The sequence below is a fragment of the Bradyrhizobium sp. genome (assembly GCF_004799445.1).
Taxonomy (GTDB): domain Bacteria; phylum Pseudomonadota; class Alphaproteobacteria; order Rhizobiales; family Xanthobacteraceae; genus Bradyrhizobium.
The window spans coordinates 45,617-67,795 of record NZ_SSNA01000100.1; the positions used below are offsets into that span (position 1 = coordinate 45,617).

Here is a 22,179-nt window from a genome sequence, read left to right on the forward strand (position 1 = left end):
AAACAATAGAGACGAGAATCAGCCGAGGCGAAGACGGCGCTCGCCGAAGGCGTAGAGCGGTCGCCAGAGCAGCCGGTTGAACAGCGTTACCAGTATGCACATCACGGCGATGCCGAGCACGACCCGCGGGAAGTCACCGGCTTCCGTCGCATCGGCTATATAGGCACCAAGGCCGCTGGCCGTCAGATGGGTATCGCCCCAGCTTGCCACTTCCGCAACGATGGAGGCATTCCATGACCCGCCCGAGGCGGTGATCGCCCCGGTGATGTAATAGGGGAAAATGCCGGGCAGGATGACCTTGACCCACCACCGCCAGCCGCTGAGGTGGAAGCTGCCGGCCGCCTCGCGAAGATCGGTCGGAAACGCGCTGGCGCCGGCGATGACGTTGAACAGGATGTACCACTGGGTGCCCAGGATCATCAGCGGGCTGAGCCAGATATTCGGGTCAAGGCTGTAGCGCACGATAATCACCACGAACACCGGGAATGCGAGATTGGCGGGGAACGCGGCCAGGAACTGCGCCAGCGGCTGGATGCGCTCGGCCAGCTTTGGCCTTAGCCCGATCCAGACGCCGACGGGGACCCATATCAGTGAGGCCAGCGTAATCAGCACGATGACGCGCGCCAGCGTGATAAAACCATAGCCCAACGCGGCGAGGACGTCCGACGGGGTCAGCGTCGCCGAGAGATATCGATAGGCCCTCCAGGCGGCGTAGCCGGTGCTGGCGAGAATGAGGGCGAGCCACACGGCATCGATCACGCGTGACGGCGGGCCGCGTTTGACGGGTATCCTCAACTTGCCCGGGATCGCCAGATGCAGGTTCGAAAAGGCTTTGTTCAAGGCGGCAAACGGATAGGTCAGCGCCCGCAAGGCCCGCGTACGGCGGAACAGATCGAGCATCCACGACGTCGGCTCGGTGGCCGAGGCGGTCTGCTCGAACCGGAACTTGTCGGCCCAGGCCACCACCGGGCGAAACAACAGCTGGTCGTAGGCGATGATCACCAGCAGCATGGTCAGGATGGCGTAGCCGATCGCGGGCAGGTTCTGCTTTTGAATGCCGAGCGCGACGTAGGAGCCGATGCCGGGCAGCGTCACCGTGGTATTGCCGACCGTGATCGCCTCCGACGCCACCACGAAGAACCAGCCGCCGGACATCGACATCATCGTGTTCCAGATCAGGCCCGGCATGGCGAACGGCACGTCAAGCCGCCAGAAGCGCTGCCATCCGCTCAGATGGAAACTCTGCGAGGCTTCTTCCAGATCCTTCGGCACGTTGCGGATCGACTGGTACATGCTGAAAGTCATGTTCCAGGCCTGGCTGGTGAAGATCGCGAACACGCAGGCGAGTTCGGCGCCCAACACCTCGCCGGGGAAGAGATTCAGGAAGAAGACCACCGTGAAGGTCAGAAAGCCGAGGATCGGCACCGATTGCAGGATGTCGAGCAGCGGGATCAGCACCATCTCGGCCCGCCGGCTCTTGGCGGCCAGCGCAGCGTAGATGAAGGTGAAAATGATCGAGCAGACGATAGCCAGCAGCATCCGCATCGTCGTTCGCAACGCATAGGCCGGCAGGTTGGTCGGATCGAGCGACACCGGAGAAACGTCAAGCGCGGACAAGGGCAGCGTGGTCTGCTCGCCGCCATAGACGATCAGCACCATCGCGCCGATCACGAGAATCAGCGCGACGGCATCCCAGATGTTGGGCCGCAGCGCCTGCCCCAGTCTTGGCGTCAGAATATCGTCAAGCGTCATGCGTGCCGCCTTGTCTCGAACCCGCTGCGCGACCGGCCTTTGGAAGATCGAGACCTGTCCCCGATCCTGATATTGATAGGCGGGATTTGTGATGAGTTTATAGCCGATGGAGAGCGTGAAAGGCGCAGTGGATTCCGAAAGAGCGAGGGAAGGCTGGATTTCATTTCAGAGGTTGAAGGCGGATGGAACCAGCACGCTAGACCCCCGTTTCGATTGAATCGAAACGGGGCTCCGGATTCTTGATTTGACGCGTTTTCTTGACGCGAACCGGTCTCCACTTCGCTCGAAAACGTTTTAGTATTGCGTGTGGACCCGGAGGCCGAGCACCGAGACCGGGCCGCGGTCGCGATTGTAGGCCGGATTGATGATGAGCTGATAGTCCAGTGTGACCTTCGCAGCAAACACTGGAAAGCTATAGTAGGTCTCGAGGATCTCCTCGTTGCCGGGATGAGGTAGCATACCGTCGCCGACCAGAATGCCGAGCCCGCCGGCATTGAGGAAGGCTTGGTGCACGTTGGAAATGCCGTTGACGACGCCGGCGATGCCGAACGTGTCGTCATCCCGCCCCCATTGCTTTCCCGACACCGAGAGCCCGGCAGCGATGGTGCGGTCAACGTCGGTGAATTCATAGGGTTCTTTATCGCCATCCGCCAAACCGGCGCGGGCGAAGAAGCCGACATTGGGAATCAGTTGCTGCTCGAGGTTCATGCTGACGCCGCCGCGGCTCTGGTATTGCCGAACGGCCGCGATATTGGCAGGTCCTCCGGTCAGCGCGGCGAACTGGATGGCGTCCTCGAAGCTCCCCATCCGGCCCCGCGTCAGAAAGCCGGTGACCGCCAGCTTGCCGGGCTGATCTCCGATGGAATATCGCCGCTCGATTTCACCGACCCACTGGAACTGACTGAACGTCGGATCGAGCGCCGTTTGATTGGGCGCAATTGAAAGATCGAACAGGCCGGCGCGCAGGGTCCACGGCCCCTGGTACCATTCCGCGGCGGCGCCGACCGTATAGGCCCAGGCATCCGCCGCGTAATCGAACGTGCCGGTGTCGGCAATGGTCCAGTTCATGAAATCGCTGCGCGGGTCGTGGGCGTACTTGTTGGTATCGAAGATATCGACCACGGCGAATTTTCCGACCGTGAACACCAGCCGGTCCGAGGTTTGCGATCCGGAGAACTGGTTGAGCCCGGCATCGACCTTCTGGACGTCGCCGCCGAGATCGATAGTCTGTCGTACGAACGCCCGTTGCAGGCGCGTATAGGGAAAATCCGCGCCGACCTTGTAGGCTTCGCCACTCGGGAATCCGGCCACGCCGACCGATCCGCTAAGACCAAAACCCTGATCGATTTCCGGATTGATCCAGGCTTCGGCGCCCTGCCAGAGCCGGACGCCGGCATACAACGTCGCGTCGGCGGTCTCGCGGGCAGTGTTCGGCGTCAGGCTGTTCGTGCCGCTGTAGGGAGCGCGAAAGGGCGGATCATATTGGCCAAGAAAGGTAGCCTGGCCATGGAACGCGAAGCGATCCGTCTCCAGTGCGGAGGGTCCCTTGATCAGGAAGTCCGGGACCTGCGTGCTATCGCCAATGTGGTAGTTCAGCCCGACCCGGATGCTCTGCATGGTAAGGTCGGAATCGAAAGTCTGAGCACCCAACGGGAACACCACGCTCTGGTGGCCGAACCCGGTCCAGAGATACTCCGCCTTTGCGGACCAGCTTGCGGTGACCGGAATTTCCACGCCGGCGCCGGCCGCCCATCCCAATCGCCATGGTTGCACCAGGTCAACGGCCCCGGGCGTTACGGGGACACCGGCAATCTGGGTGCGCGTCACCTGATCGAAGGTCCAGGCCAAGCCGCCGGTGCCGTAGAGCAGGAAATGGTCGAATGCATAGCCGACGCGCGCGCGCAGAGTGCCGGAATAAATCTCGGCCTCGCCATAGCTCACCTGGCCGGCGAGCGGAGAACTGACCGTCTGGCTGCCGCGCACGGAGAAGGGGATCACCACATCCGAGTTCGGGAATGAAAGATCGGTCTCGAACCCGATCATCCAGTGCGACTTGAAGACATGATTGTATCCGCCCTGCAGCCCGGCGACGTAGCTGCCGGTCCCGGCCATGAAATCGAAATGGTAGGGAAGATCGAACGACCCGTTCAAACCGGGCGCGCCGGGCTGCGTAGCGGACCAGTTCGAGGAGCCCGTGGTTACGCCGACATGGGCGCCGATATACCAGCCGTTCCAGTCATAGCCGTTCGCGGCCGGCGCCTGCGGGGCGCTCGTGACATAGGCGACCGGCGCCTTGACCGGAAGGTTCGGGGGTACGTCGCCCGCCATCGCAGCGGACCACGTTGCCAGCACCACGCCGGTGCCACCTCCGAATTTGCAAATCCCCTTCATCACGCGTCCCATTACCCACAATAAATGCCAGATCAAAAAAATCTGGCATTTATTCCCAAGTCTTATTGCAACTCAATATTATTGCGACTCATTCGCAATTGCAAGTACGTCTCGCTCCCGCTTGTCGTTCCAGGATGGGTCCGACGCTCCAGCTTGCGGCCAAGACAGTCGGCTCGAGACTGAGACGCTGGCCGGCCATCCGTTGACGCCATTGGCGCTTGAATCCGATGCATGTGCCCATCAGGGTGGCCATGCCGAGACTGATCGCGGCCTGATCAATCGATGCGTTCACGGTGAAATTCCTGCTCGATTTGCGGTGGCGGCCCGGAGCCAGCGATGCTCCACACCGCTTAAGCCGGCGCGCTCCTGATAAGACAGTTCGAAGACCGTTATGTGAAATCCGGCGCTAGCCCCGCGCCTATCCGGACATGACAGCCGAGCGCGCCGACTCAAGCGGCAGTCTGGATGATCTGGTCTTGGTAGCTGTCGCCGTCGGGCTCCTCGACGATCCATCGGCATTCGATCCGGTTGGTGCCAGTCAAGACCCAATGACACACCAGCTTCGGCCGTGGAGACCGGCGCAAACCTGCGGCGCGGCGGCCCCGCCGATTGTCATTGGCATGGGTCGCCTCCGGCCAATGCGGCACCACCTGCCGCAGCCCGGGACCCCGGAGTCTTGCATCCAGGAATTTTGCGTGTCTTGTGAACATCGCTCACCTCCACATCCGCGTTTTGCGCGGCGGGCCGATGAGCGAGACGGTCAGCGGCCAGGCGCGACCATCACCCTCACGCGGCAATTGCCGGCGCGATCAATCTTTATGTCTTGTGGTAGCGCTGTTCCGGTCAACGTTGCCGGACAGGCGTTACCATCGGGAGTACTGCCCATGTGCTCTTCATCGGGGTTGAAATGCCTGTCACGAACAGATGCGCTCGCAAACAGAAGTTGGCGCATACGCCCGCGCCAAAACGGTGTCAAGCGCTTTTCCATATCCTCCCGGGAGGATCGCTGATATCCTGCCGGGAGGATAGGAGAGCAGAATGCCGGACCACCCACATTCCGCGATTGCCCGGCGTCTCAAGCGCGCCAACGGCCATCTCGAAACCATCATCGAGATGATCGAGCAGGACCGGCCATGCGCGCAGATCGCCCAACAGCTGCAGGCCGTGGAGAGCGCGATCGAGAGCGCCAAAAAGGCTCTGATCCACGACCACATCAGCCACGGCCTCGAACGATCGCTCAAGGCGTCCGGCTCAAAAGGCCAGGCGGCGCTGCGGGACTTCAAGCTGATCGCGAAGTATCTGTGAAGCCTGATCGCGCGCGATCTCCTGTGCGCGGATGGGCCGTGGCCTCAGGCGCTCGACGAAACGCGCTGAACCTCCACGGTGACATGCGACAGGTCGGCGAATTTGGCCAATCGCTGCCGGTAGTGCGCCGGATCGCGCGACCCCGATGTCGCAACCGAGACGATGGCGCCGAGATGTCCCGGTCCAAGCCGCCACAAATGCAGGTCGGTGACCCGGTCGCCCTCGCTTTCGATCGCGATACGGACTTTCTCCGCCATGCGCGGATCCGGATTGCGATCGAGCAGGATGGCGCCGGTATCGCGCAGCAGCCCGACCGACCAGTTGGCGATGACCAGGGCGCCGATGAAGCCCGCCAGCGGATCCATCCAGAGCCAGCCGAATGCGCGCGCCAGCAGCAAGCCGACAATGACCAGAACCGACACGGCGGCGTCGGCCATGACGTGAACGACGGCGGCGCGCATATTGTTGTCGCGGTGATGCGTGCCACCAGCGTGATCGTGCTCCTCGAATTCCAACTCGTGCATCTCGGCCTCGCCCGCCCGCGTCAGGCGAATCCTGGCAAGGAAGGCATGCGGCTCCGGAATTTCGTCGCGCGATTCCAGGTATCCGCGGCTCTCCTTGAACGAAAACAGCTGCCGGCTGCCGTCCGGCCGGATGGTTTCGATGGTGACGTCCGAGGCCGCCGGCAAAGCGCCGGTATCCGCCCTGACGCGAAACCGCGGCGGCACATTGTCTTCGAAGACTTCGACTTCCAGCGTACCCTGGCCCACTGCAATGCGACGCGATTCCGCGCCGTGATCATGGCCATGGCCATGAGAGTGACCGTGGCCGTGGTGATGGCCGCCGGACAATAGCCAGGCGCTGGCGACGTTGACGGCAAGACCAAGGACCGCAATGGGGATGGCTTCGTTGAAGCTGATCTGAACCGGGTCGAGCAGTCGCGCCACCGCTTCATAGCCGATCAGCAGCGCGATCATGGCCAGAACGATGGCGCTGGAATACCCGGCGAGATCGCCGAACTTGCCGGTGCCGAAGGTGAAACGGCGATCGCCGGCATATTTCCGGGCATAGGTATAGGCCAGCGCGGCGAGCAGCAGCGCGCCGGCATGCGTCGACATATGCAAGCCATCGGCAATCAGTGCGAGCGAGCCGAACAACGCCCCTCCGATGATCTCGGCGATCATCATGATGGTACAGAGCACGATCACCGCCCAGGTGCGCCGCTCGGCCTTATCGTGATCGCGGCCCAGGAACACGTGGTCGTGCGGCGGAATCTGAAAGATCGATTCGGTGTCGGTCATGATCTTCTCACTTCAAATAGGTATGGACCACATCGATCAGCTGATCCGCGGCGTCGGCGTTGAGCGCGCCGGGATTCTTCTCGGGATCGACGAGATGGGTGCGGATATGGTCCTCGACCACCTCGGCCATCAGGCCGGCGACGCTGCCGCGAACCCCGGCGATCATGTGCATGATGCGCTCGCATTCCACCTCGGCGGTCAAAGCGCGCTCGATCGCCTCGACCTGGCCGCGGATCCGGCCGACGCGGGCCAGAAGCTTCTTTTTCTCTTTGATCGTGTGTGCCATGATTGATCTAGGTAGGATACCCCCCTATGCTATGTCAACCGCGACGAGTGGAGCCGTGTGCGGCCTCGGTTGCCGAACCCGGTCAAGCGGGCCGATAAAGGCTGACTTTGCGGATGGATCGCGACCGAGCGTTTTCACGGCAGGGGAATGGACTCATGAAGCTGTTTAATTCGATGCCTGTCCTGTTGCTTGCCGGCCTGATCGCAGCGCCGGGGCACGTCCTCGCCGGCGAGCATCCGGACGACGATCACCACGGCGCGGTGCTGGAAATCGGCAGCGCGGGCGAACGGGGTCTCAACGACGGAAAAACCAGTTTTGGCCCGAGCCTTGCGGTCGAGGTGACGCCGATCGAGCATTGGCTGGAGATCGAGGCCGGCATCACGTCGCTGTTCAGCAAGGGCGGCACGGAATGGGAAGCGGACCTCGTTTTCAAGAAGCCGTTTCAATTGTCGAAGAACGTCGAGTTCATGGCCGGTGTCGGTCCGCAATGGTCGTCCACCAGTTCCTTCGGCGCCGTCGCGGTGCTCGATTTCATGATCTGGACCACGCCGCAGTTCGGTTGGTTTGTCGAACCCAGTTACAGTTACGCCTTTACCCGCGGCCACGACCAGAATCTGGCTGTCAATGTCGGGCTTCTGATCGCGCTGCCGTCGCGGTGACTCTCCCGTCCGCCTGGTGAATCGTTCCCGATGCAAAAAGGTGACCCGCCCGGCGGGACAACCGGGCGGGTCGGGTGCGGCACGGGGTGGATGAGGCGCCCGTGCCGGACGCGGGATCCACGATCAGAATGTTTTGAGGCAAGCCGGCCGCGCGGTTGATGCGGCGCGAATCTCGCTTAGCCGATCATCAGTAATTGCAGTTGCGAACGCGGCCCAAATAGTTGCCGTAGGCGTCGAACTGGGGAACCCAGCCGCAGCGGCGATAGCCGTCATAATAGTAGCCGTCGTTGGCGGCGATGGCGCTGCCGACGACCGCGGCGCCGACGATGCCGGCTCCGATGCCCCAGCCCAGGCCGAACGGCTTGGCTTCAGCCTGGGTGGTGGTTGATGCGATGGTGCCGGTAACGGCGAGCGTGGCAAGGGCGAGCGCGGCGATTTTCGTCTTGATCGACATCTGGAAACTCCATCCGGTGCGAGGCGGCCCGTTGTGGTCCGCATGCCAGTTGGACGAAGCGTCTTCAAATCCGGTTCGAAGCCGTTGGATTAAATCCCGGTAAGGCTAATTTTGCTGGAATTGCGCAGGGATCTGCAAACCGTCAGACTTTCGGAACGTTCGACAGCATCTGCGGATCGAACCTGTCGACGTCGGCGAGCAACTCGCAGAACGCCCGCGCGCCCTGTTCGATCAACTGCTCGCCCTTCTCCGCGGAGGCCTCTCTGGCATCGCCGACGGCGCCGCTGGGGTGAAGGTCCTGGGCCTGCCAGGCGAACGGCGCCGGGCGATGGGTGGAGAGCCAGCGATGATCCTTCGCCATCGCGATTCCGGCGCTGCGAAAATCGGCGATCGCATCGACGCGAACTTGCTCTCGGTAACGTGCCAGCATGATGGAGGTCTCGGCGGCACCGCCATGGATGCCGTGACTGACCTCTTGTGCGGAGAACAATCCCTCCGTCCCGCTGAGACGGGACCAGCCCGTGGTGACGACGAGAAGCCCATGTTGCGCGCGCAGGTCCTGCGCGACAAGGCTCATGGCGGCGCTGTTGCCGCCGTGGCTCGTCACCATGACCAGCTTTTTGAGGCCAGCGCGCGCGACGCTTTCGCCGAGCGCCAGCCAACTCTTCAGCGCCACTTCGGTCGGCAGCGTCAGCGTGCCCGGATAGTCGAGGTGCTCGGTGGAAATCCCGACCGGCTGAATGGGGAGGAATGTCACGGGTGCGGCGTCAGAAAGCAGCTCGCGCACCCGCGCCAGATAAGCCTGCGCAATCATGACGTCGGTGCCGACCGGCAGATGCGGCCCGTGCTGCTCGGTTGCCGCCAGCGGCAGCACCGCAATCCAGCGCCCGGGTCCACTGCCCGCGAAATCAGGCCAATGGATGTCGATCCAATCCCGGGGCGGAGCGGCTGAGGTCATCGAGCGAAAGGTTTCATTAGGCGGATTTGCAAGGTAGTTTGGATCGGCTACGAGGACGCCATCGGCGTCGATTTCTTACCTATCATGGGCCAGAAATACCAACGGAGTCCAACCATGAACCCGGTTCTTTTGCCGCGAGCGTTAACGGCCGTGCTGGCGGCCCTTATCCTGACCCTGTCGCCGGCCGGCGCCCAGACCGCCCTCGACAAGGTTTCGTTCGGAACCAACTGGGTTGCCGAGGCTGAACATGGCGGATTTTTCCAGGCCCTCGCCGACGGCACCTACAAGAACTATGGGCTTGACGTCACCATCGTGCCGGGCGGCCCAAACGACAACAACCGCATGCTCCTGATTGCCGGCAAGCTCGATTTCTTCATGGCCGCGAACACGCTGATGTCGTTCGACGCGGTCGCCAACAACGTGCCGGTGGTCACCGTCGCCGCCATCTTCCAGAAAGATCCGCAGGTCTTGCTGACGCATCCGGAGTCGAAGATCGCCAGGCTCGAGGAGCTCAAGCCGCTGACGCTGTTCGTCTCCAAGGAAGGCATTTCAAGCTACTTTCAATGGCTGAAATCCGAATTTGGCTTCAGCGAGGAGAAGGTCAGGCCGTACACATTCAACCCGCAGCCGTTCCTTGCCGACAAGCAAAGCGCGATGCAGGGCTATGTCACCTCCGAGCCCTACGCGATCGAAAAGAGCGCCGGATTCAAGCCGGGGATCATCCTGCTGGCGGATTATGGCTTCAACACCTATTCGACCCTGATCGAGACGCGCGCTGACGTGATCGACAAGAAGCCGGACCTGGTCCAGCGCTTCGTCGATGCCTCCATCGTCGGCTGGTACCATTATCTGTATGGCGACAACGCGCCCGCGAACGCGATGATCAAGAAACTCAATCCAGAGATGACCGACGAGTTGCTCGCCTTCTCCGTCGCCAGGATGAAGGAATATGGTATCGTCGATTCCGGCGATACATTGCGCGATGGCATCGGCGCCATGACCGACGCGCGGATGGCGAGCTTCTTCGACAAGATGGTTCGGGCCCATGTCGTCCGCCCCGACATCGACTATCGCAAGGCCTACACGCTTCGCTTCATCAACAAGGGCGTCGGTCTCGACCTGCGGCCGAAGAACTAGGACGCCGAGATGGCCGAGCCCGCAGCCTTGACCGAGACGGGGCCCGATCCGTCGGGCCCTGCGGTCAGCCTGCGCGGCGTCACCAAGGTCTATGACAGCGGCGTGGCCGCGCTGGGGCCGATCGATCTTGAAGTGCGCAAGGGCGAGTTCGTGTCCCTGCTTGGGCCGTCCGGCTGCGGCAAGTCGACCGCGCTGCGCCTGATCGCGGGCCTGAACGCGCCGACGTCGGGCACCGTCCGCGTTTTCCGGCCGGTCGTCGGGGTGCGGGGAAGACACTCCGTCGGCTTCGTGTTTCAGGAGCCGACCCTGATGCCGTGGACCAGCGTGCGGGAGAATGTCCGGCTGCCGTTGAAACTGGCGCATGCGCCGGCCAGGGAAGCCGATGCCCGCATCGATCAAGCCTTGGCGCAAATGGGACTTGCGGAATTTGCCGACGCCTATCCGCGCGAATTATCGGGTGGCATGAAGATGCGGGTCTCGCTGGCGCGCGCGCTGGTCACCGATCCGGATATCCTCCTGATGGACGAGCCGTTCGCCGCGCTCGATGAGATCACCCGTTTCCGCCTGAACAACGATCTGCTCGCGCTGTGGCGCGATCTGCGCAAGACCGTCATTTTCGTCACCCATTCGGTGTTCGAGTCGGTGTATCTGTCGCAGCGGGTGATCGTGATGACATCGCGGCCTGGACGCATCGCTGCCGAAATCGGCATCGAAACCGCGGAGCCGAGAGCCGAGGATTTTCGCACCTCGGTCGACTATGCCGGCTACTGTCGCAAGGTTTCGAATGCGCTGGCGCCGTCACATCCCGGGCAGCACAGCCCATGAGCTCGCTGCAGACCCCGCCATTGACGGCAGCGCAGGCCACGCCCGACAGTCGCACCCTGCGTCTCGTCCGGATATTGCTGCCCGTCGCGGTGCTCGCGGTGGGTATCGCGGCATGGGAGCTCGTGGTGCGGCTGAACCATTTTCCGCCCTACGTGCTGCCCGCGCCGTCGGCGGTGTTCGTGACGCTCGTTGCGGACTGGCCGGTGCTGTCGCAATCGCTCCTGACGACGCTCTTGACCACGCTCGAAGGGTTCACGGCTGCCGCCATCGGCGGCGTCGCGCTGGCGCTGTTGTTCAATCAGTCGAAATGGCTGGAATATTCGCTGTTTCCCTATGCCGTGATCCTGCAAGTCACCCCCGTCATTGCGATCGCGCCATTGCTGCTGATTTACCTGCCGCAGCAAACCGCCGTCATCGTCTGCGCCTGGATCGTCGGCTTCTTCCCGGTGCTATCCAACACCACGCTCGGCCTGAATTCGGTGGATCGCAATCTGGCCGGCCTGTTCAGCCTCTACGGCGCATCGCGGCTGCAGACCCTGCGCTTTCTCAAATTGCCGGCGGCGCTGCCGTTCATTCTCGGTGGATTGCGGATCGCGGGCGGCTTGTCGTTGATCGGCGCGGTGGTGGCCGAGATCGCGGCGGGCTCCGCCGGCGCCGGTTCCGGCCTCGCCTATCGAATCGCGGAATCCGGCTACCGTCTCAACATTCCCCGAATGTTTGCCGCCCTGCTGTTGCTCTCCGCCGCCGGGATTGTCATTTATGGGCTGCTGGCGCTAACCTCGCACCTGGTGTTGCGGCGCTGGCACGAGAGCGCGCTTGGAAAGGAAAACTGATGGTGGGCGGAAATATTTCATCGGAGAAGATCGATTTGCTGGTCTACGGGCCGAACAAACCGATCATCGACAACGGCTTTTCCGACCAGTTCGTGCTGCATCCCTTCGAGACCCGGGCCGACCTCGACCGGCTTAGCCCGGCAGTGGCCGCAAAAATTCGCGGCGCCGCGGTCACCTACAGCACAGTCCGCTGCGACGGCGCCATGATGGCGCTGTTGCCGAAGCTCGAAATCGTCGCTTCCTTCGGCGTCGGCTACGACCACGTCGACGCCAATTACGCGCGCGAGCATAACATTGTCGTGACCAATACGCCGGATGTCCTGACCGAGGAGGTCGCGGACGTCGCGATGGGGCTTCTGATCGCGACCCTGCGCGAATTCGTCAAGGCCGACAAGTATCTGCGGTCCGGCCTCTGGATGACCCAGCAATTTCCCTTGAGCGTCGGCTCGCTCAGGGATCGCAAGGTCGGGATCGTCGGCATGGGTCGGATCGGCCAGGCGATCGGGCGCCGGCTGGAGGCGTCCCGCGTTCCCGTGGTCTATCATTCGCGCAATCCGGCCAAGGACGTGAGCTACAAGCACTATCCCGATCTGATCGAGATGGCGAAGGCGGTCGACACGCTGGTGGTGATCGTCCCCGGCGGACCGGCGACGGCGAAAATGATCAACGCCGATGTCATGAAGGCGCTCGGGCCGCGCGGCGTGATCATCAACGTGGCGCGCGGCTCGGTCGTCGATGAAGAAGCCATGATCGCCGCATTGAAGTCGGGCACCATTCTGGCCGCCGGCCTCGATGTGTTCGCCAACGAACCGAAGGTGCCGGACGAATTGCGCGCGATGCAGAACGTAGTGCTGCTGCCGCATATCGGCTCGGCTTCGGTGGTGACCCGCAATGCCATGGATCAGCTGGTCGTCGACAATCTGAAGGCCTGGTTCGCCGGCAAGGCGCCGTTGACGCCGATCGCGGAAACCCCTGTGAAGAGCCGCTGATGCGAACTCGCCGGGGCATCGCGGTTGCGGCGCTGCTGGCGTCGATCGTTGGCGGGCCGCAGGCCTGGTCGCTGGATGCCTCGACTCTGAAGAAAGACATGATCGGCCAATGGGAGCTCTCAACCACCGAGCGCAGCAAGACCTGCGTCGTCACGCTGAAGGGCGATGCCACGCCGCAGGGCCTCAGGCTTGAGCTGGAGCCGGGTTGCGCCGCGGCGCTGCCCTTCACCAGGGAGATCACCGCCTGGAACATCAGGGGGCTGGACATCGTGCGGCTGCAGGATGCCGCAGGCCAGCCGGTGATCGACTTCACCGAAGTCGAGAGCGGAATTTTCGAAGGCCTGCGACAGGGCGAGGGCATTTACATTCTGCAGAACCTCGCCGCCGCGCGCTCGCTGGCCAAATCGATGGATCAGATGATCGGCGACTGGGCGATGGTGCGCGGCAATGGCCGCCCCATCTGCGGCCTGACCCTGACCAACACCGAGGCTGGGGCCGACAATTTCCAGGTGTTTCTCAAGCCACGCTGCGATGCCGCGGTCGAAGCCTTCAAACCGACGATGTGGCGGCTGGAACGGGGCGAGTTGCTGCTGTTGTCGGCGAATGGCGAGGTCTGGCGTTTCGATGCCGACGATAATGCGCAGTGGCGGCTGGTGCCCGACAGCGCCGATCCGCTGATCATGCTGCGGCAGTGATTTGCCGGCGATCGGTCGACCGATCGAGCCTATTTGCCCGTTGACATCATCCAACTGGCGATGCGCAGCGACACTGGCGTCGGCGAGAGCCGGCTGGAGGTCACCATCAGCTTGTTGACCAGCCCGGTGATGACAACGCCGCGCCCCTCCTTGAGACCCTGATAGCCGATCCGCGCCACTTCGCTGGCGCTCATTACCGGCAGCAGGCCTTTGAACAGAGCTGACTTGCCGGCATCGGCGACTTGGGCGAATTCCGTTTCAGTCGCGCCGGGGCACAGCGTCGTGACGGTGACGCCGCTGTTCTGCAGTTCGTAGGCGATCGCCTCGCCAAAACTCAGCACATAGGCCTTGCTCGCACAATAAACGGCCATCTGCGGACCCGGCTGAAATCCGGCCGTCGAGGCCACCAGCATGATCTTGCCCCTGCGCCTGCTCAGCATGGGCGGAAGCAGCATCCGCGTCAGTTCCGTCAGCGCGACGACGTTGACTTGCAACATCTCCGTGACCCTGAGCGGGTCGGCGGCGTCGACCGGCCGTTGGCGCCGAGACCGGCAGCATTGATCAGTACATCGACGCTCAGGCTGCGCGCTTCGATATCCCGGACCAGCGCGGCGGCGGCGCCATTCTTGCTGAGATCGGCGGCAACGATAATCGAGTTCGCGCCGGTGGTCTTCAATTCATCGGCGAGACCCTGCATCGGCTCAACGCGACGGGCGGAAAGAACGAGATCGTAGCCGTCCACCGCCAGTTCACGCGCGAGACAGGCGCCGATGCCGCTGGAGGCGCCGGTAACGAGCGCAAGGGGTCGAGGGTCGGGTTGCATGGGAACGGCTCCGAATTGATCAGGCCGATGGGCGGCGGCTTGCGTTTTCGCATGCCCCGCATCCCATTCTATAATTTTTTTCGAGGCGTTGTCGATCCGCCGGGGGGCCGCTCGTCTATTTCGTTGGCGAGACGATACCGCTAGCTGCTGCTCGTGGCTCGCCTTGGAGGAGTTCCCGATGCGCTTGACGACAAAACCAGAGATTATCGGTTCGGCGCGGTCGACCTACACGCGCGTCGTGCGCATGGTCTGCGAGGAGAAAGGGATTGAGTATGCGCTGACGGAGACCATGCTGGGGGCGCCCGAGCTCCATGCCATCCACCCCCTCGGCAAAATGCCAGTGCTGCGCCACGGCAATGTAGAGCTGTTCGAATCGAAGGCCATCGCCACCTATCTCGATCGCAGCTTTTCGGGCCCGGCGGTCTTCCCGGCAGAGCCCACTCTTGCCGCGCTCACCGAGCAATGGGTCTCGCTCGTCAACACCGTCATGGATCGCACCCTGATCCGCACCTATCTTTACGCCTATATCGCCGCGAGGACACCGGATGGGAAGCCGGACGGTGCTGCGATCGCAGCCGTGATGCCGGCAATGATCGAGCAGTTGGGAATTCTCGATCGCGCGGTGGAGCAGACCGGCTATCTCGTCGGCCACGAATTTACCTTCGCCGACATCAATCCTCGATCGGGTCAGGCTCGCTCCCGAAGGCGCCGAGGCGCTCGCTGCGGCTCGCCATCTCGCCGCCTATTACCACGCCCACGCGGCGCGGCCGAGTTTTGCCGCTACCGTCCCGCCCGCGGCTCCGCCGGGGCGAGCCAGGCCCACCTAGCGTAGGTTTCGTCGTCGCTGATCCGGATCGGTTACCAGACAAACCTTGGCAGGTCGGATTCCCTGTAATGCTGCACCAGCACTTCGCCACGCGCGTTAGTGAGCTTCATGCGCTTCAGTCTTCCGCTGCGGTAGTAGGTATATTCGTGCGCGAAAAATACCATGCCGCGATGCATCTTGACATCAGGGATCAATTTTGCGTCGGCATCGAGATAGCCGATGAGATAGGCAGTCCCGAGCGCCTCGCACGCCGCGGCCTCTGCCCTGGTCATCTTGTGGGTTAGATGCAGCGGAAGCCCGTTGCCGTCCCAGCTGCGGTAATATTCCACGCTATGATGTGTCTTGTTCCGGGCCTGTCGCCCGCAGGTTGACCAAAGGATCAACCCCATCGGCCCGACGACCGATATTGTTACTATGGAGATCAACAGCTTCATCGCGACGGTCGGTCCTCGGTCGGCAACGCGTATTGGTCGCCGTTCCGGAACAGATGGTTCGAATCCCGCGGAGCTGTCAGATCAGCCGCATGCCCTTCAAACTCGCATGCCCGTTCTTGCCGACGATGATGTGGTCATGCACGGATATCCCGAGCGGCGCGGCGATGTCGACGATGGCCTTGGTCATCTGGATATCGGCACTTGACGGCGTTGGATCGCCGGAGGGGTGGTTGTGTACCAGGATGACGGCGGTGGCCGATAATTCCAGCGCCCGCTTGATCACCTCGCGCGGATAGACCGGGGTGTGGTCCACGGTGCCGGTCTGCTGCACCTCGTCGGAGATCAGCTGGTTGCGCTTGTCGAGAAACAGGATGCGAAACTGCTCCTTGTCGGCAAACGCCATGCTGGTGCGGCAATAGTCGATGACATCGTTCCATGACGACAGCAGGGTGCGCTCCCGCAACTGGCCCTTGGCGATCCGGTTCGCTGCTGCCGCGATCAGTTTGAATTCGGTGATTGTCGCCTCGCCAATGCCCTTGACCTCGCGCAGCCGCGCTTCCGGCGCATGGATGACCTCGGCGAACGAGCCGAATGTCCTGAGCAGCGATTTGGCCAGCGGCTTTTTGTCACTACGCGGCTGGGCCGTGAACAGCACCATTTCCAGCAACTCGTAGTCGCTCAGGGCATCGGGCCCGGCGCTCTGAAAACGCTCGCGCAGCCGCATCCGATGGCCGTGATAATGCGGCGCCTCGGTCGGCTGGTCCTTCGTATCGCTGGTCTTCGCGGACATCGGCTAACCATGCCGCGCCGGCTGGGATTTGCAACCGGGAAGTGTCGGATGACGGGCTTGACTGGACAATGGCTAGGTGCGGACCCGCCCCCTGACGACTGCTTCTATCCACGCAATAACCGCTTTTACCCGCGCCAGGTGCTTGAGCTCGGGATGAACAAGAAGCCAGAGCTCGCGTTCAAGCACCGCTTCGCCGCCGCTTAGCTTCGACAGCCCCTTCTCCGTTTCTCCGACAAAGGTGGGCAGAAGAGATTTACCCAATCCTGCCTTAACGGCGTGAAGCGCAAGCTCAGAATCATTGACCACGACGCTGGCTACGCCTCCATCGGCCCTTACGGCTTGATGGAGCCACGCCGCATGGGGAAGCCCCAGCATCCTATCCTCATAGGTAATCCAGGGAAGGGGAGACGCCTTCCTGCCCGAGGGTCCATAGACTGCATATTTGAGCTGCGCAATCCGCCGCGCAATTACTCTTTGTTCCCTATCTGGACGAGCAAACCGCAAGGCAAGGTCGGCATCCCTCTTTGTGAGACTTAGATTTCTCGGCTCTGCAATGAATTCAACGCGCAAATCGGGATGGGCTTTGTAAAGCCGCTTCAGGTCTGGAAATAGCAAGCGATTAATGAGAACCGGGATCGAAGTCAGCCGTACGTGTCCGGCGACCGCCGATTTGGTGCCGCCCGTCATCTCTTTCACGGCCTCGACCTCCAACTCGATGCGTTCCGCACGTTCCACGACGCGATGTCCCACATCCGTCAGCCGAAGAGAGCCCTCCGATCGTTGGAATAACTTGGAGCCGAGGATGGCTTCGATACGCGCAAGCCGCCGGGAGACAGTTGTTTCATTTACGCCCAAGAGGCGACCAGCCGGCCCGTGGGCTCCGCCAGAGCGGGCAATTGCGAGCACATATCGCAGATCATTCCAATTCAGGTCCTGCATATTTGCCACCCGAGTCTACAAACTTGCCGCTGTCACAGCATTTTCGCAGGGAGTAAACTGCACAATGCAGTTGGATGACAGAGGCTTTTACGATGCTGTTCGCCGTCATATTCGAGGATGATGCTGCGCATGCTGGAAAGCGGCGAGACTTGTTGGGCTACCATCTGGCGTATCTGGAGAGCCACGCCAGCGCGGTAAAAGCGGCTGGACCGCTTAAACTGCCCGGCAACGGTCTTGCCACGGGCGGGCTTTGGCTCGTCGAAACTGGCGGCGCTGACGAGGTGCGCCGCCTCTGCGAAAACGATCCCTTCTGGCCCACTGGTCTGCGTAAGTCCGTTCAAATCCGTGAATGGGCGCGTGTTTTCTCTGACGGCAAGAGGCTGATTTGAACCAACCAGCCATGACCGGAACACGGCGCGCGCTTCTAGCCCTCGCGGCAAGTACTGCCGTGACAAGTGTCTTTTCCTCCGCTGCCATGGCAGCGGACAAGACGCAGCCAGCTATAAAAGCTGTCGCTTTTGATGCATTTCCGATTTTCGATCCGCGTTCTATTTCTCTGCGGGCCGAAGAGGTGTTTCCTGGCAGGGGCGGCGCGCTGGTCGATGTTTGGCGTACCCGTCAGTTCGAATATACCTGGCTCCGCATTGCCTCCCAGCGCTACGCGGATTTTTGGCATGTTACCGAGGATGCGCTTGCCTTCGCAGCCAAGCTGCTCAAGCTCGATCTCACCTCGGAAAAACGCTCGCGCCTCATGGGATCCTATCTCGAAATGAAGCCATGGCCGGGCGTTGCGGAGGGGCTGAAGACGCTGCGCGACGCGGGATTGCGATTGAGATTCCTGTCCAATCTTACGCCGCAAATGTTGGCAGCCTGCGTAAAGGCATCCGCCTTGGAAGGGTTATTCGAAGATCCGCTGAGTACCGATACGATCAGGACCTACAAACCGGACCCGCGCGCCTATGCAATGGCGGTCGACGCCTTTGGACTCCCGGTCGAAAACATCCTGTTTGTCGCTTTCGGCGGCTGGGACGCCATCGGTGCCAAGACCTTCGGCTTCAAGACGTTCTGGTTCAATCCGGCCAGCCAGCCCACCGAAGAACTCGGAGTGACGCCCGATGCAATGGGCCCTTCCTTTACCGATCTTGTGCGCTTTCTCCTGGTTTAGCCAGGCGACGTTGCGGCCTCGGCTCTTCGCGCCGCGCGAGCCGGTCAAGCCAGTCAAGATTTGTCGATCGCCCAAGATCCAGGCCCACCGGCCGCCAGGAATAGAGTTGTAAAGCAGAAAAGGACCGAGTGTTCGCCACCGTTCAGCGCAGGGAAAAAACTCTGTGGCGCGTGGACGATGAAATAAGCCACCGCAGAAAAGCCGCACAAGACGAACGCCACTCCACGCGTAACGAAGCCCGCTGCGAGCAACACACCGCCGATGGTTTCAATAAGCCCGGCGGTAACCCTGAAGACATCGGACATTTGCCCGAACACGGAAAACACCTGTTTGATATTTTCCATGTGCGGAAAATCAACCAACTTCGCAAGTCCGTGTTGAAGGAAAAGGAGAGCAACCACGATGCGCAGAAGCGCCTGCGCCGAGGCTGTCCATCGATGCAGCATTATTTGGGGCGTCATCTCTCCTCCGCGTTCAAACCTCGCAGGCCATCATTAGAGACTGTGAGGAGGCGATCCCAGCGGCAAAAATGCGGACAAGATTGCAAAAAAGCAGATCAATCCCGCTATTGCATATTTGCTATTCGGCAGCCGCTGCATTTGCCTGCAGCCTCCAAGTGCGGATTACGGCGATTCTGCCGGGCTTGAGAAAGGGCCAAGCGGCCTGCCAGTGTCGAAAACGCCCGCGCAGCCGCATCCGGTGGCCATGATAATGTGGCACCTCGGTCGGCTGATCCTGCATATCGCTGCTCTTCGCGGACATTCGGCGCCCAACATGCCGCGCCGGTCAGGTCTTGCAATCGGGAAGTCTCGGAAGTTAGTCGTTGCACCGCAGGAATTATGCCGTGCGCTTGCGGCCCGCCTTCGGCCTCCTTGTTTCGCCGAGCAGCAGCATGTCGGCGACCGTCGTCGTGTCGAGGATATCCGACATGGCGTCGCGCACCTTTGTCATGGCCAGGCGCACCTTGCAGCGCCTGACGTCGCCGCAATCGTGGCAGGGTTGGTAGGAGGTCCGCCGCGCGCAGGCGATCGGGGCGATCGGACCATCGAGGGCGCGGACCACCTGGCCAAGCCGGATCTCGTCCGCCGATCGCGCCAGCCGATAGCCGCCGCCGCGACCCTTCCTGCTGTAAACGATGCCGGCGTTACGCAATTCGCCGAGGATCGCATCGAGGAATTTTTTCGGGATGTTATTCGCCTCGGAAATGTCCGTGGCCTGCGCCATCGCGGCCGGCTTCAGGCCCGCCAGATGCGCCACGGCCTTGAGACCATATTTCCCCTTGGCGGTGAGCATGTCGGGCAGGCTGGATTCCGGAGGTAAAAAGCGCCACCTCGCAGACTCGGACCCGCGGGAGGCATTTAGTCTACAAATATGATCGATTTTAAAATTAATATCCAGTCGGCGGCACCGGCTTTTCCTGTCGCCCCGCTGCGAGCACAGCGGGCAACCACGGGCAAAGGCGACCGACAATGTGCTGAGGGTCCGCACCCCGATTTGAGCCGGCGCGCGACAATCCGGATCGAGCAGGCGTTGCGCCTGCTCAGAAGACGATCTGCGACCGCGCCGCGATCCAGTCGATCGTGGCGCCGCGATAGTTCGGGCCACCGAAGAATTGCGGATTGTCGACTACGACATGCTCGTAATCGATCATGAATTTCATGTTGTTGTTGGGATACCAGTTAAGGCCGACACCGTAAGTCGTCTCCTTGCCGCCGCCGTAAGTGGTGGTGCCGCCGGTGAAGACGCCCGGCGCGGAGTATGCGGGTCCGAGCGTCGCGGTCGTCAAATAGGGGCTGCTGAGGTTGATGATGGTGTAGCGGGCGGCGAGTTCGAGCGCGCCCCAGCCGGGACTCCCGGGCGTCATCGGCACTTCCGGAATGACGCCGGTATAGGCGCCGCGGATCGGGTCGTAGTGTCTGGTGCCGCCGATGCTGTAGCTCCCCTGGACATAGCCGCCGTCGAAATTGAGGGTAGGGCCGGGAACGCCGCCTTGCAGGTTGCCGGGGAGGGCAGGCACCCCCGCCCGGGATTGGATCACGTAGTGATAATACTCGCCCTGGGCGAAGAAGTTGTCATAGGAGGCCGCGACTTCGGCGCCGTAAACCTGTCCGCCGTTTGCCGGAATGTTGCCGGTGTTGAGGAAGGTCGTCGGGTCGACGCGCAATTCCGGCCGGTCGGTCAACTGAATGGCAGCCAAATTGTCGCCTGCGCGCGGCGCGAACAGATCGGCGTAGTTGAAGCCGACGTGAAGCGTCGCGTTCTGCTGCTGCAGGAGCTGATAGGCGCCACGCGCCATAAACGACAATTGCGGTCCAAGTCCGGTCATCTGCGCACTGGTGACGCAAGGCGTCCCCGCCGTCACTGCCACCGTGCCGGTGTTGCACGAGGCGCCCCCGGTGTGCAGCGCGCCCGAATTGGGGCCGGTCAGGAATGCGCCCAGCCAGTAGCGATCGTTGTTCGAGCGTGCACCGAGCGCCGAACGGAAATCGCCGCCGCCGAACGCCGTCGCCACTACTTGCGCGGACGAGCGCTCGAGAAACATGATGTCGTTGGAACTCGTGGCCTCTTCGAGAGTCCACGGCACGTCCATGATACCGAAATCGAACGCCACGGGAAATTGCTGCCCGTGGCTGTAGAAGCCGTTGTAGGTGATGAAGGCGTTCTCGATGCCGGACAGGAAGGTGTTGCTGGTGGTCGGGCTGGTGCTCGAGTTGGCGTTGGCGAGCGCGTTGTTCAAATCGTTGCTGTCGGCGGTGTTGCCGAGATCATATACAAATGCGTAGTGCCAATCGCTCATGAACGTGCCGATCACGCCAATGCGCGCCCGCCGCAGATCGATCCCCTCCGAAAGGCCCTTGCGGTCCAGCGTCATCGGCGCCGGATTGTAGTTGGTATATCCTCCGGCATCGAGCTGGAGACGGCCGAACAGCTCGACCGTGTTGTCGCCGGTCGCATCCGAGAAGCCGAAGTGATAGCCGCGGTCGTAGGTCATGAGCACCTTGGCAGGCAATGCGGGGCCCGCCGCGCCATAAGGTGCCGTGGAGGGTCGTGGCTGATCGGCTGAAGGCGTCTGGCTTGCGGCCACCGTGGCCGGCTTTTGGCGGCGCAGCCGCCGGATCTCCGCCTGCAGGGTCTTGATCTCGCTTTCGTGCCGCGCTTCCAAACGCTGGATCTGGGCCTCCAGCCGCTGGAGCGTGGCGGCATCCTCCGTGCCCGCAGCGGCTCGGCTCCCTGGCCAAATGCCGGTCAAGGCAACAACGGCGAAGGTGAAAGCGCGCGCGCTCGTCGGAACGGTATCGCGCCAGCATTCGCGAGGCATCGGAATCCTCTTAATTAGTTTGTCTATAGATTAAGTAGAGATAAAGCCGGCAGCCCCTGTCAAGTTGGGGTCGAAGCCCTTCGCCATCCGCGATTGGGCGACAACGGATTGCTCTATCCGCCGCGTCTCGCAGAACGGTTTTCTAGCGAGTTGATCTGGCGTCCCGCCGAGGGCGGTGCGCGCGGCGCGGGGGATACGCCCTCGACTGCCTACCCGTGGTCAACCAACAAGGGACAGTCCGACCAACAATGCCGATCAGGCTTCACAGCCGATAATCGTCGGCAAATTGCGAAAGGGC

25 protein-coding genes are annotated in these 22,179 nt (G+C 62.0%); 10 read left to right on the top strand and 15 right to left on the bottom strand.

Annotation, left to right across the window (positions count from 1 at the left end):
- Nucleotides 1–18: 18 nt before the first annotated feature.
- The 3 genes from E8A46_RS13725 to E8A46_RS13735 form a co-directional block, all read right to left on the bottom strand.
- Nucleotides 19–1,752 carry an ABC transporter permease subunit gene (locus tag E8A46_RS13725; protein ID WP_291561454.1) on the bottom strand — a complete coding sequence of 578 codons (1,734 nt, stop codon included), beginning with the start codon at nucleotides 1,750–1,752 and terminating at the stop codon, nucleotides 19–21.
- 294 nt (nucleotides 1,753–2,046) lie between these two features.
- Nucleotides 2,047–4,143: a carbohydrate porin gene (locus tag E8A46_RS13730; protein WP_291561455.1), complete on the bottom strand. Its 2,097-nt coding sequence runs from the start codon at nucleotides 4,141–4,143 to the stop codon at nucleotides 2,047–2,049.
- A gap of 449 nt (nucleotides 4,144–4,592) precedes the next feature.
- Entirely contained in the window at nucleotides 4,593–4,853 is a 261-nt protein-coding gene (locus tag E8A46_RS13735; protein ID WP_291561456.1) for a hypothetical protein, read from the bottom strand.
- Between the two features lie 328 nt (nucleotides 4,854–5,181).
- On the opposite strand from E8A46_RS13735, the gene E8A46_RS13740 reads away from it, so the two are divergent.
- Nucleotides 5,182–5,448 (top strand): metal-sensing transcriptional repressor, encoded by a 267-nt coding sequence (locus E8A46_RS13740; protein ID WP_291561458.1) that lies wholly within the window; start codon nucleotides 5,182–5,184, stop codon nucleotides 5,446–5,448.
- A 44-nt stretch (nucleotides 5,449–5,492) separates the two neighbouring features.
- Here the strand turns inward: E8A46_RS13740 and dmeF are convergent, their stop codons facing one another.
- Together dmeF and E8A46_RS13750 are read right to left on the bottom strand one after the other, a co-directional pair.
- The gene (gene dmeF, locus E8A46_RS13745) at nucleotides 5,493–6,749 is read right to left on the bottom strand and encodes a CDF family Co(II)/Ni(II) efflux transporter DmeF (protein WP_291561460.1); all 1,257 of its coding nucleotides are present in this window, start codon (nucleotides 6,747–6,749) and stop codon (nucleotides 5,493–5,495) included.
- A gap of 7 nt (nucleotides 6,750–6,756) precedes the next feature.
- Entirely contained in the window at nucleotides 6,757–7,035 is a 279-nt protein-coding gene (locus E8A46_RS13750; RefSeq protein WP_291561462.1) for a metal/formaldehyde-sensitive transcriptional repressor, read from the bottom strand.
- 155 nt (nucleotides 7,036–7,190) lie between these two features.
- On the opposite strand from E8A46_RS13750, the gene E8A46_RS13755 reads away from it, so the two are divergent.
- Entirely contained in the window at nucleotides 7,191–7,694 is a 504-nt protein-coding gene (locus E8A46_RS13755; RefSeq protein WP_291561465.1) for a hypothetical protein, read from the top strand.
- A 187-nt stretch (nucleotides 7,695–7,881) separates the two neighbouring features.
- On the opposite strand, the gene E8A46_RS13760 is transcribed toward E8A46_RS13755, so the two are convergent.
- Both E8A46_RS13760 and E8A46_RS13765 read right to left on the bottom strand, forming a co-directional pair.
- On the bottom strand, nucleotides 7,882–8,148 hold the full coding sequence (locus E8A46_RS13760; RefSeq protein WP_291561467.1) for a hypothetical protein: 267 nt from the start codon (nucleotides 8,146–8,148) through the stop codon (nucleotides 7,882–7,884).
- Nucleotides 8,149–8,290: 142 nt separating this feature from the next.
- Entirely contained in the window at nucleotides 8,291–9,106 is an 816-nt protein-coding gene (locus E8A46_RS13765) for a creatininase family protein (RefSeq protein ID WP_291561470.1), read from the bottom strand.
- Between the two features lie 114 nt (nucleotides 9,107–9,220).
- Here E8A46_RS13765 and E8A46_RS13770 point away from each other — a divergent pair, with 114 nt between their 5' ends.
- From E8A46_RS13770 to E8A46_RS13790, 5 genes are read left to right on the top strand one after another with little or no spacing between them, the layout of a single operon-like run.
- The gene (locus tag E8A46_RS13770) at nucleotides 9,221–10,243 is read left to right on the top strand and encodes an ABC transporter substrate-binding protein (protein WP_291561471.1); all 1,023 of its coding nucleotides are present in this window, start codon (nucleotides 9,221–9,223) and stop codon (nucleotides 10,241–10,243) included.
- Nucleotides 10,244–10,252: 9 nt separating this feature from the next.
- Nucleotides 10,253–11,068: an ABC transporter ATP-binding protein gene (locus tag E8A46_RS13775; RefSeq protein ID WP_291561472.1), complete on the top strand. Its 816-nt coding sequence runs from the start codon at nucleotides 10,253–10,255 to the stop codon at nucleotides 11,066–11,068.
- Complete coding sequence (locus E8A46_RS13780; RefSeq protein WP_291561473.1) at nucleotides 11,065–11,901, top strand: ABC transporter permease; 837 nt, start codon at nucleotides 11,065–11,067, stop codon at nucleotides 11,899–11,901. The genes E8A46_RS13775 and E8A46_RS13780 overlap by 4 nt, the downstream gene beginning before the upstream one ends.
- Nucleotides 11,901–12,890: a 2-hydroxyacid dehydrogenase gene (locus tag E8A46_RS13785; protein WP_291561475.1), complete on the top strand. Its 990-nt coding sequence runs from the start codon at nucleotides 11,901–11,903 to the stop codon at nucleotides 12,888–12,890. The genes E8A46_RS13780 and E8A46_RS13785 overlap by 1 nt, the downstream gene beginning before the upstream one ends.
- Nucleotides 12,890–13,585 (top strand): AprI/Inh family metalloprotease inhibitor, encoded by a 696-nt coding sequence (locus E8A46_RS13790; RefSeq protein ID WP_291561477.1) that lies wholly within the window; start codon nucleotides 12,890–12,892, stop codon nucleotides 13,583–13,585. Before E8A46_RS13785 ends, E8A46_RS13790 begins: the two co-directional genes overlap by 1 nt.
- A gap of 29 nt (nucleotides 13,586–13,614) precedes the next feature.
- Here the strand turns inward: E8A46_RS13790 and E8A46_RS13795 are convergent, their stop codons facing one another.
- Together E8A46_RS13795 and E8A46_RS13800 are read right to left on the bottom strand one after the other, a co-directional pair.
- Complete coding sequence (locus E8A46_RS13795; RefSeq protein WP_291561480.1) at nucleotides 13,615–14,082, bottom strand: SDR family NAD(P)-dependent oxidoreductase; 468 nt, start codon at nucleotides 14,080–14,082, stop codon at nucleotides 13,615–13,617.
- The gene (locus tag E8A46_RS13800) at nucleotides 14,055–14,408 is read right to left on the bottom strand and encodes an SDR family NAD(P)-dependent oxidoreductase (RefSeq protein WP_291561482.1); all 354 of its coding nucleotides are present in this window, start codon (nucleotides 14,406–14,408) and stop codon (nucleotides 14,055–14,057) included. The genes E8A46_RS13795 and E8A46_RS13800 overlap by 28 nt, the downstream gene beginning before the upstream one ends.
- Nucleotides 14,409–14,586: 178 nt before the next feature.
- Between E8A46_RS13800 and E8A46_RS13805 the strand changes: the two genes are divergently transcribed.
- A complete protein-coding gene (locus E8A46_RS13805) occupies nucleotides 14,587–15,240 on the top strand; it encodes a glutathione S-transferase family protein (protein WP_291561484.1) in 654 nt (217 codons plus the stop codon).
- Between the two features lie 26 nt (nucleotides 15,241–15,266).
- Here the strand turns inward: E8A46_RS13805 and E8A46_RS13810 are convergent, their stop codons facing one another.
- The 3 genes from E8A46_RS13810 to E8A46_RS13820 all read right to left on the bottom strand — a co-directional run bounded on the left by E8A46_RS13810 (nucleotide 15,267) and on the right by E8A46_RS13820 (nucleotide 17,397).
- On the bottom strand, nucleotides 15,267–15,563 hold the full coding sequence (locus E8A46_RS13810) for a DUF6156 family protein (RefSeq protein WP_291561486.1): 297 nt from the start codon (nucleotides 15,561–15,563) through the stop codon (nucleotides 15,267–15,269).
- A gap of 181 nt (nucleotides 15,564–15,744) precedes the next feature.
- Nucleotides 15,745–16,458, bottom strand: a complete 714-nt coding sequence (gene radC / locus E8A46_RS13815; protein ID WP_291561488.1) for a DNA repair protein RadC — start codon at nucleotides 16,456–16,458, stop codon at nucleotides 15,745–15,747.
- Between the two features lie 72 nt (nucleotides 16,459–16,530).
- Nucleotides 16,531–17,397 carry a LysR family transcriptional regulator gene (locus E8A46_RS13820; RefSeq protein ID WP_291561490.1) on the bottom strand — a complete coding sequence of 289 codons (867 nt, stop codon included), beginning with the start codon at nucleotides 17,395–17,397 and terminating at the stop codon, nucleotides 16,531–16,533.
- A 92-nt stretch (nucleotides 17,398–17,489) separates the two neighbouring features.
- On the opposite strand from E8A46_RS13820, the gene E8A46_RS13825 reads away from it, so the two are divergent.
- Together E8A46_RS13825 and E8A46_RS13830 are read left to right on the top strand one after the other, a co-directional pair.
- Complete coding sequence (locus E8A46_RS13825) at nucleotides 17,490–17,786, top strand: YciI family protein (RefSeq protein WP_291561492.1); 297 nt, start codon at nucleotides 17,490–17,492, stop codon at nucleotides 17,784–17,786.
- Nucleotides 17,783–18,562 (top strand): haloacid dehalogenase type II, encoded by a 780-nt coding sequence (locus E8A46_RS13830; RefSeq protein ID WP_291561495.1) that lies wholly within the window; start codon nucleotides 17,783–17,785, stop codon nucleotides 18,560–18,562. Before E8A46_RS13825 ends, E8A46_RS13830 begins: the two co-directional genes overlap by 4 nt.
- Before the next feature lie 53 nt (nucleotides 18,563–18,615).
- Here E8A46_RS13830 and E8A46_RS13835 read toward each other — a convergent pair whose 3' ends face one another.
- From E8A46_RS13835 to E8A46_RS13845, 3 genes are all read right to left on the bottom strand, one after another.
- Entirely contained in the window at nucleotides 18,616–19,023 is a 408-nt protein-coding gene (locus E8A46_RS13835; protein ID WP_291561496.1) for a DoxX family protein, read from the bottom strand.
- A gap of 376 nt (nucleotides 19,024–19,399) precedes the next feature.
- Nucleotides 19,400–19,855: an Rrf2 family transcriptional regulator gene (locus E8A46_RS13840; RefSeq protein WP_291561499.1), complete on the bottom strand. Its 456-nt coding sequence runs from the start codon at nucleotides 19,853–19,855 to the stop codon at nucleotides 19,400–19,402.
- A gap of 247 nt (nucleotides 19,856–20,102) precedes the next feature.
- On the bottom strand, nucleotides 20,103–21,881 hold the full coding sequence (locus tag E8A46_RS13845; protein ID WP_291561501.1) for a porin: 1,779 nt from the start codon (nucleotides 21,879–21,881) through the stop codon (nucleotides 20,103–20,105).
- Nucleotides 21,882–22,179: the final 298 nt, after the last annotated feature.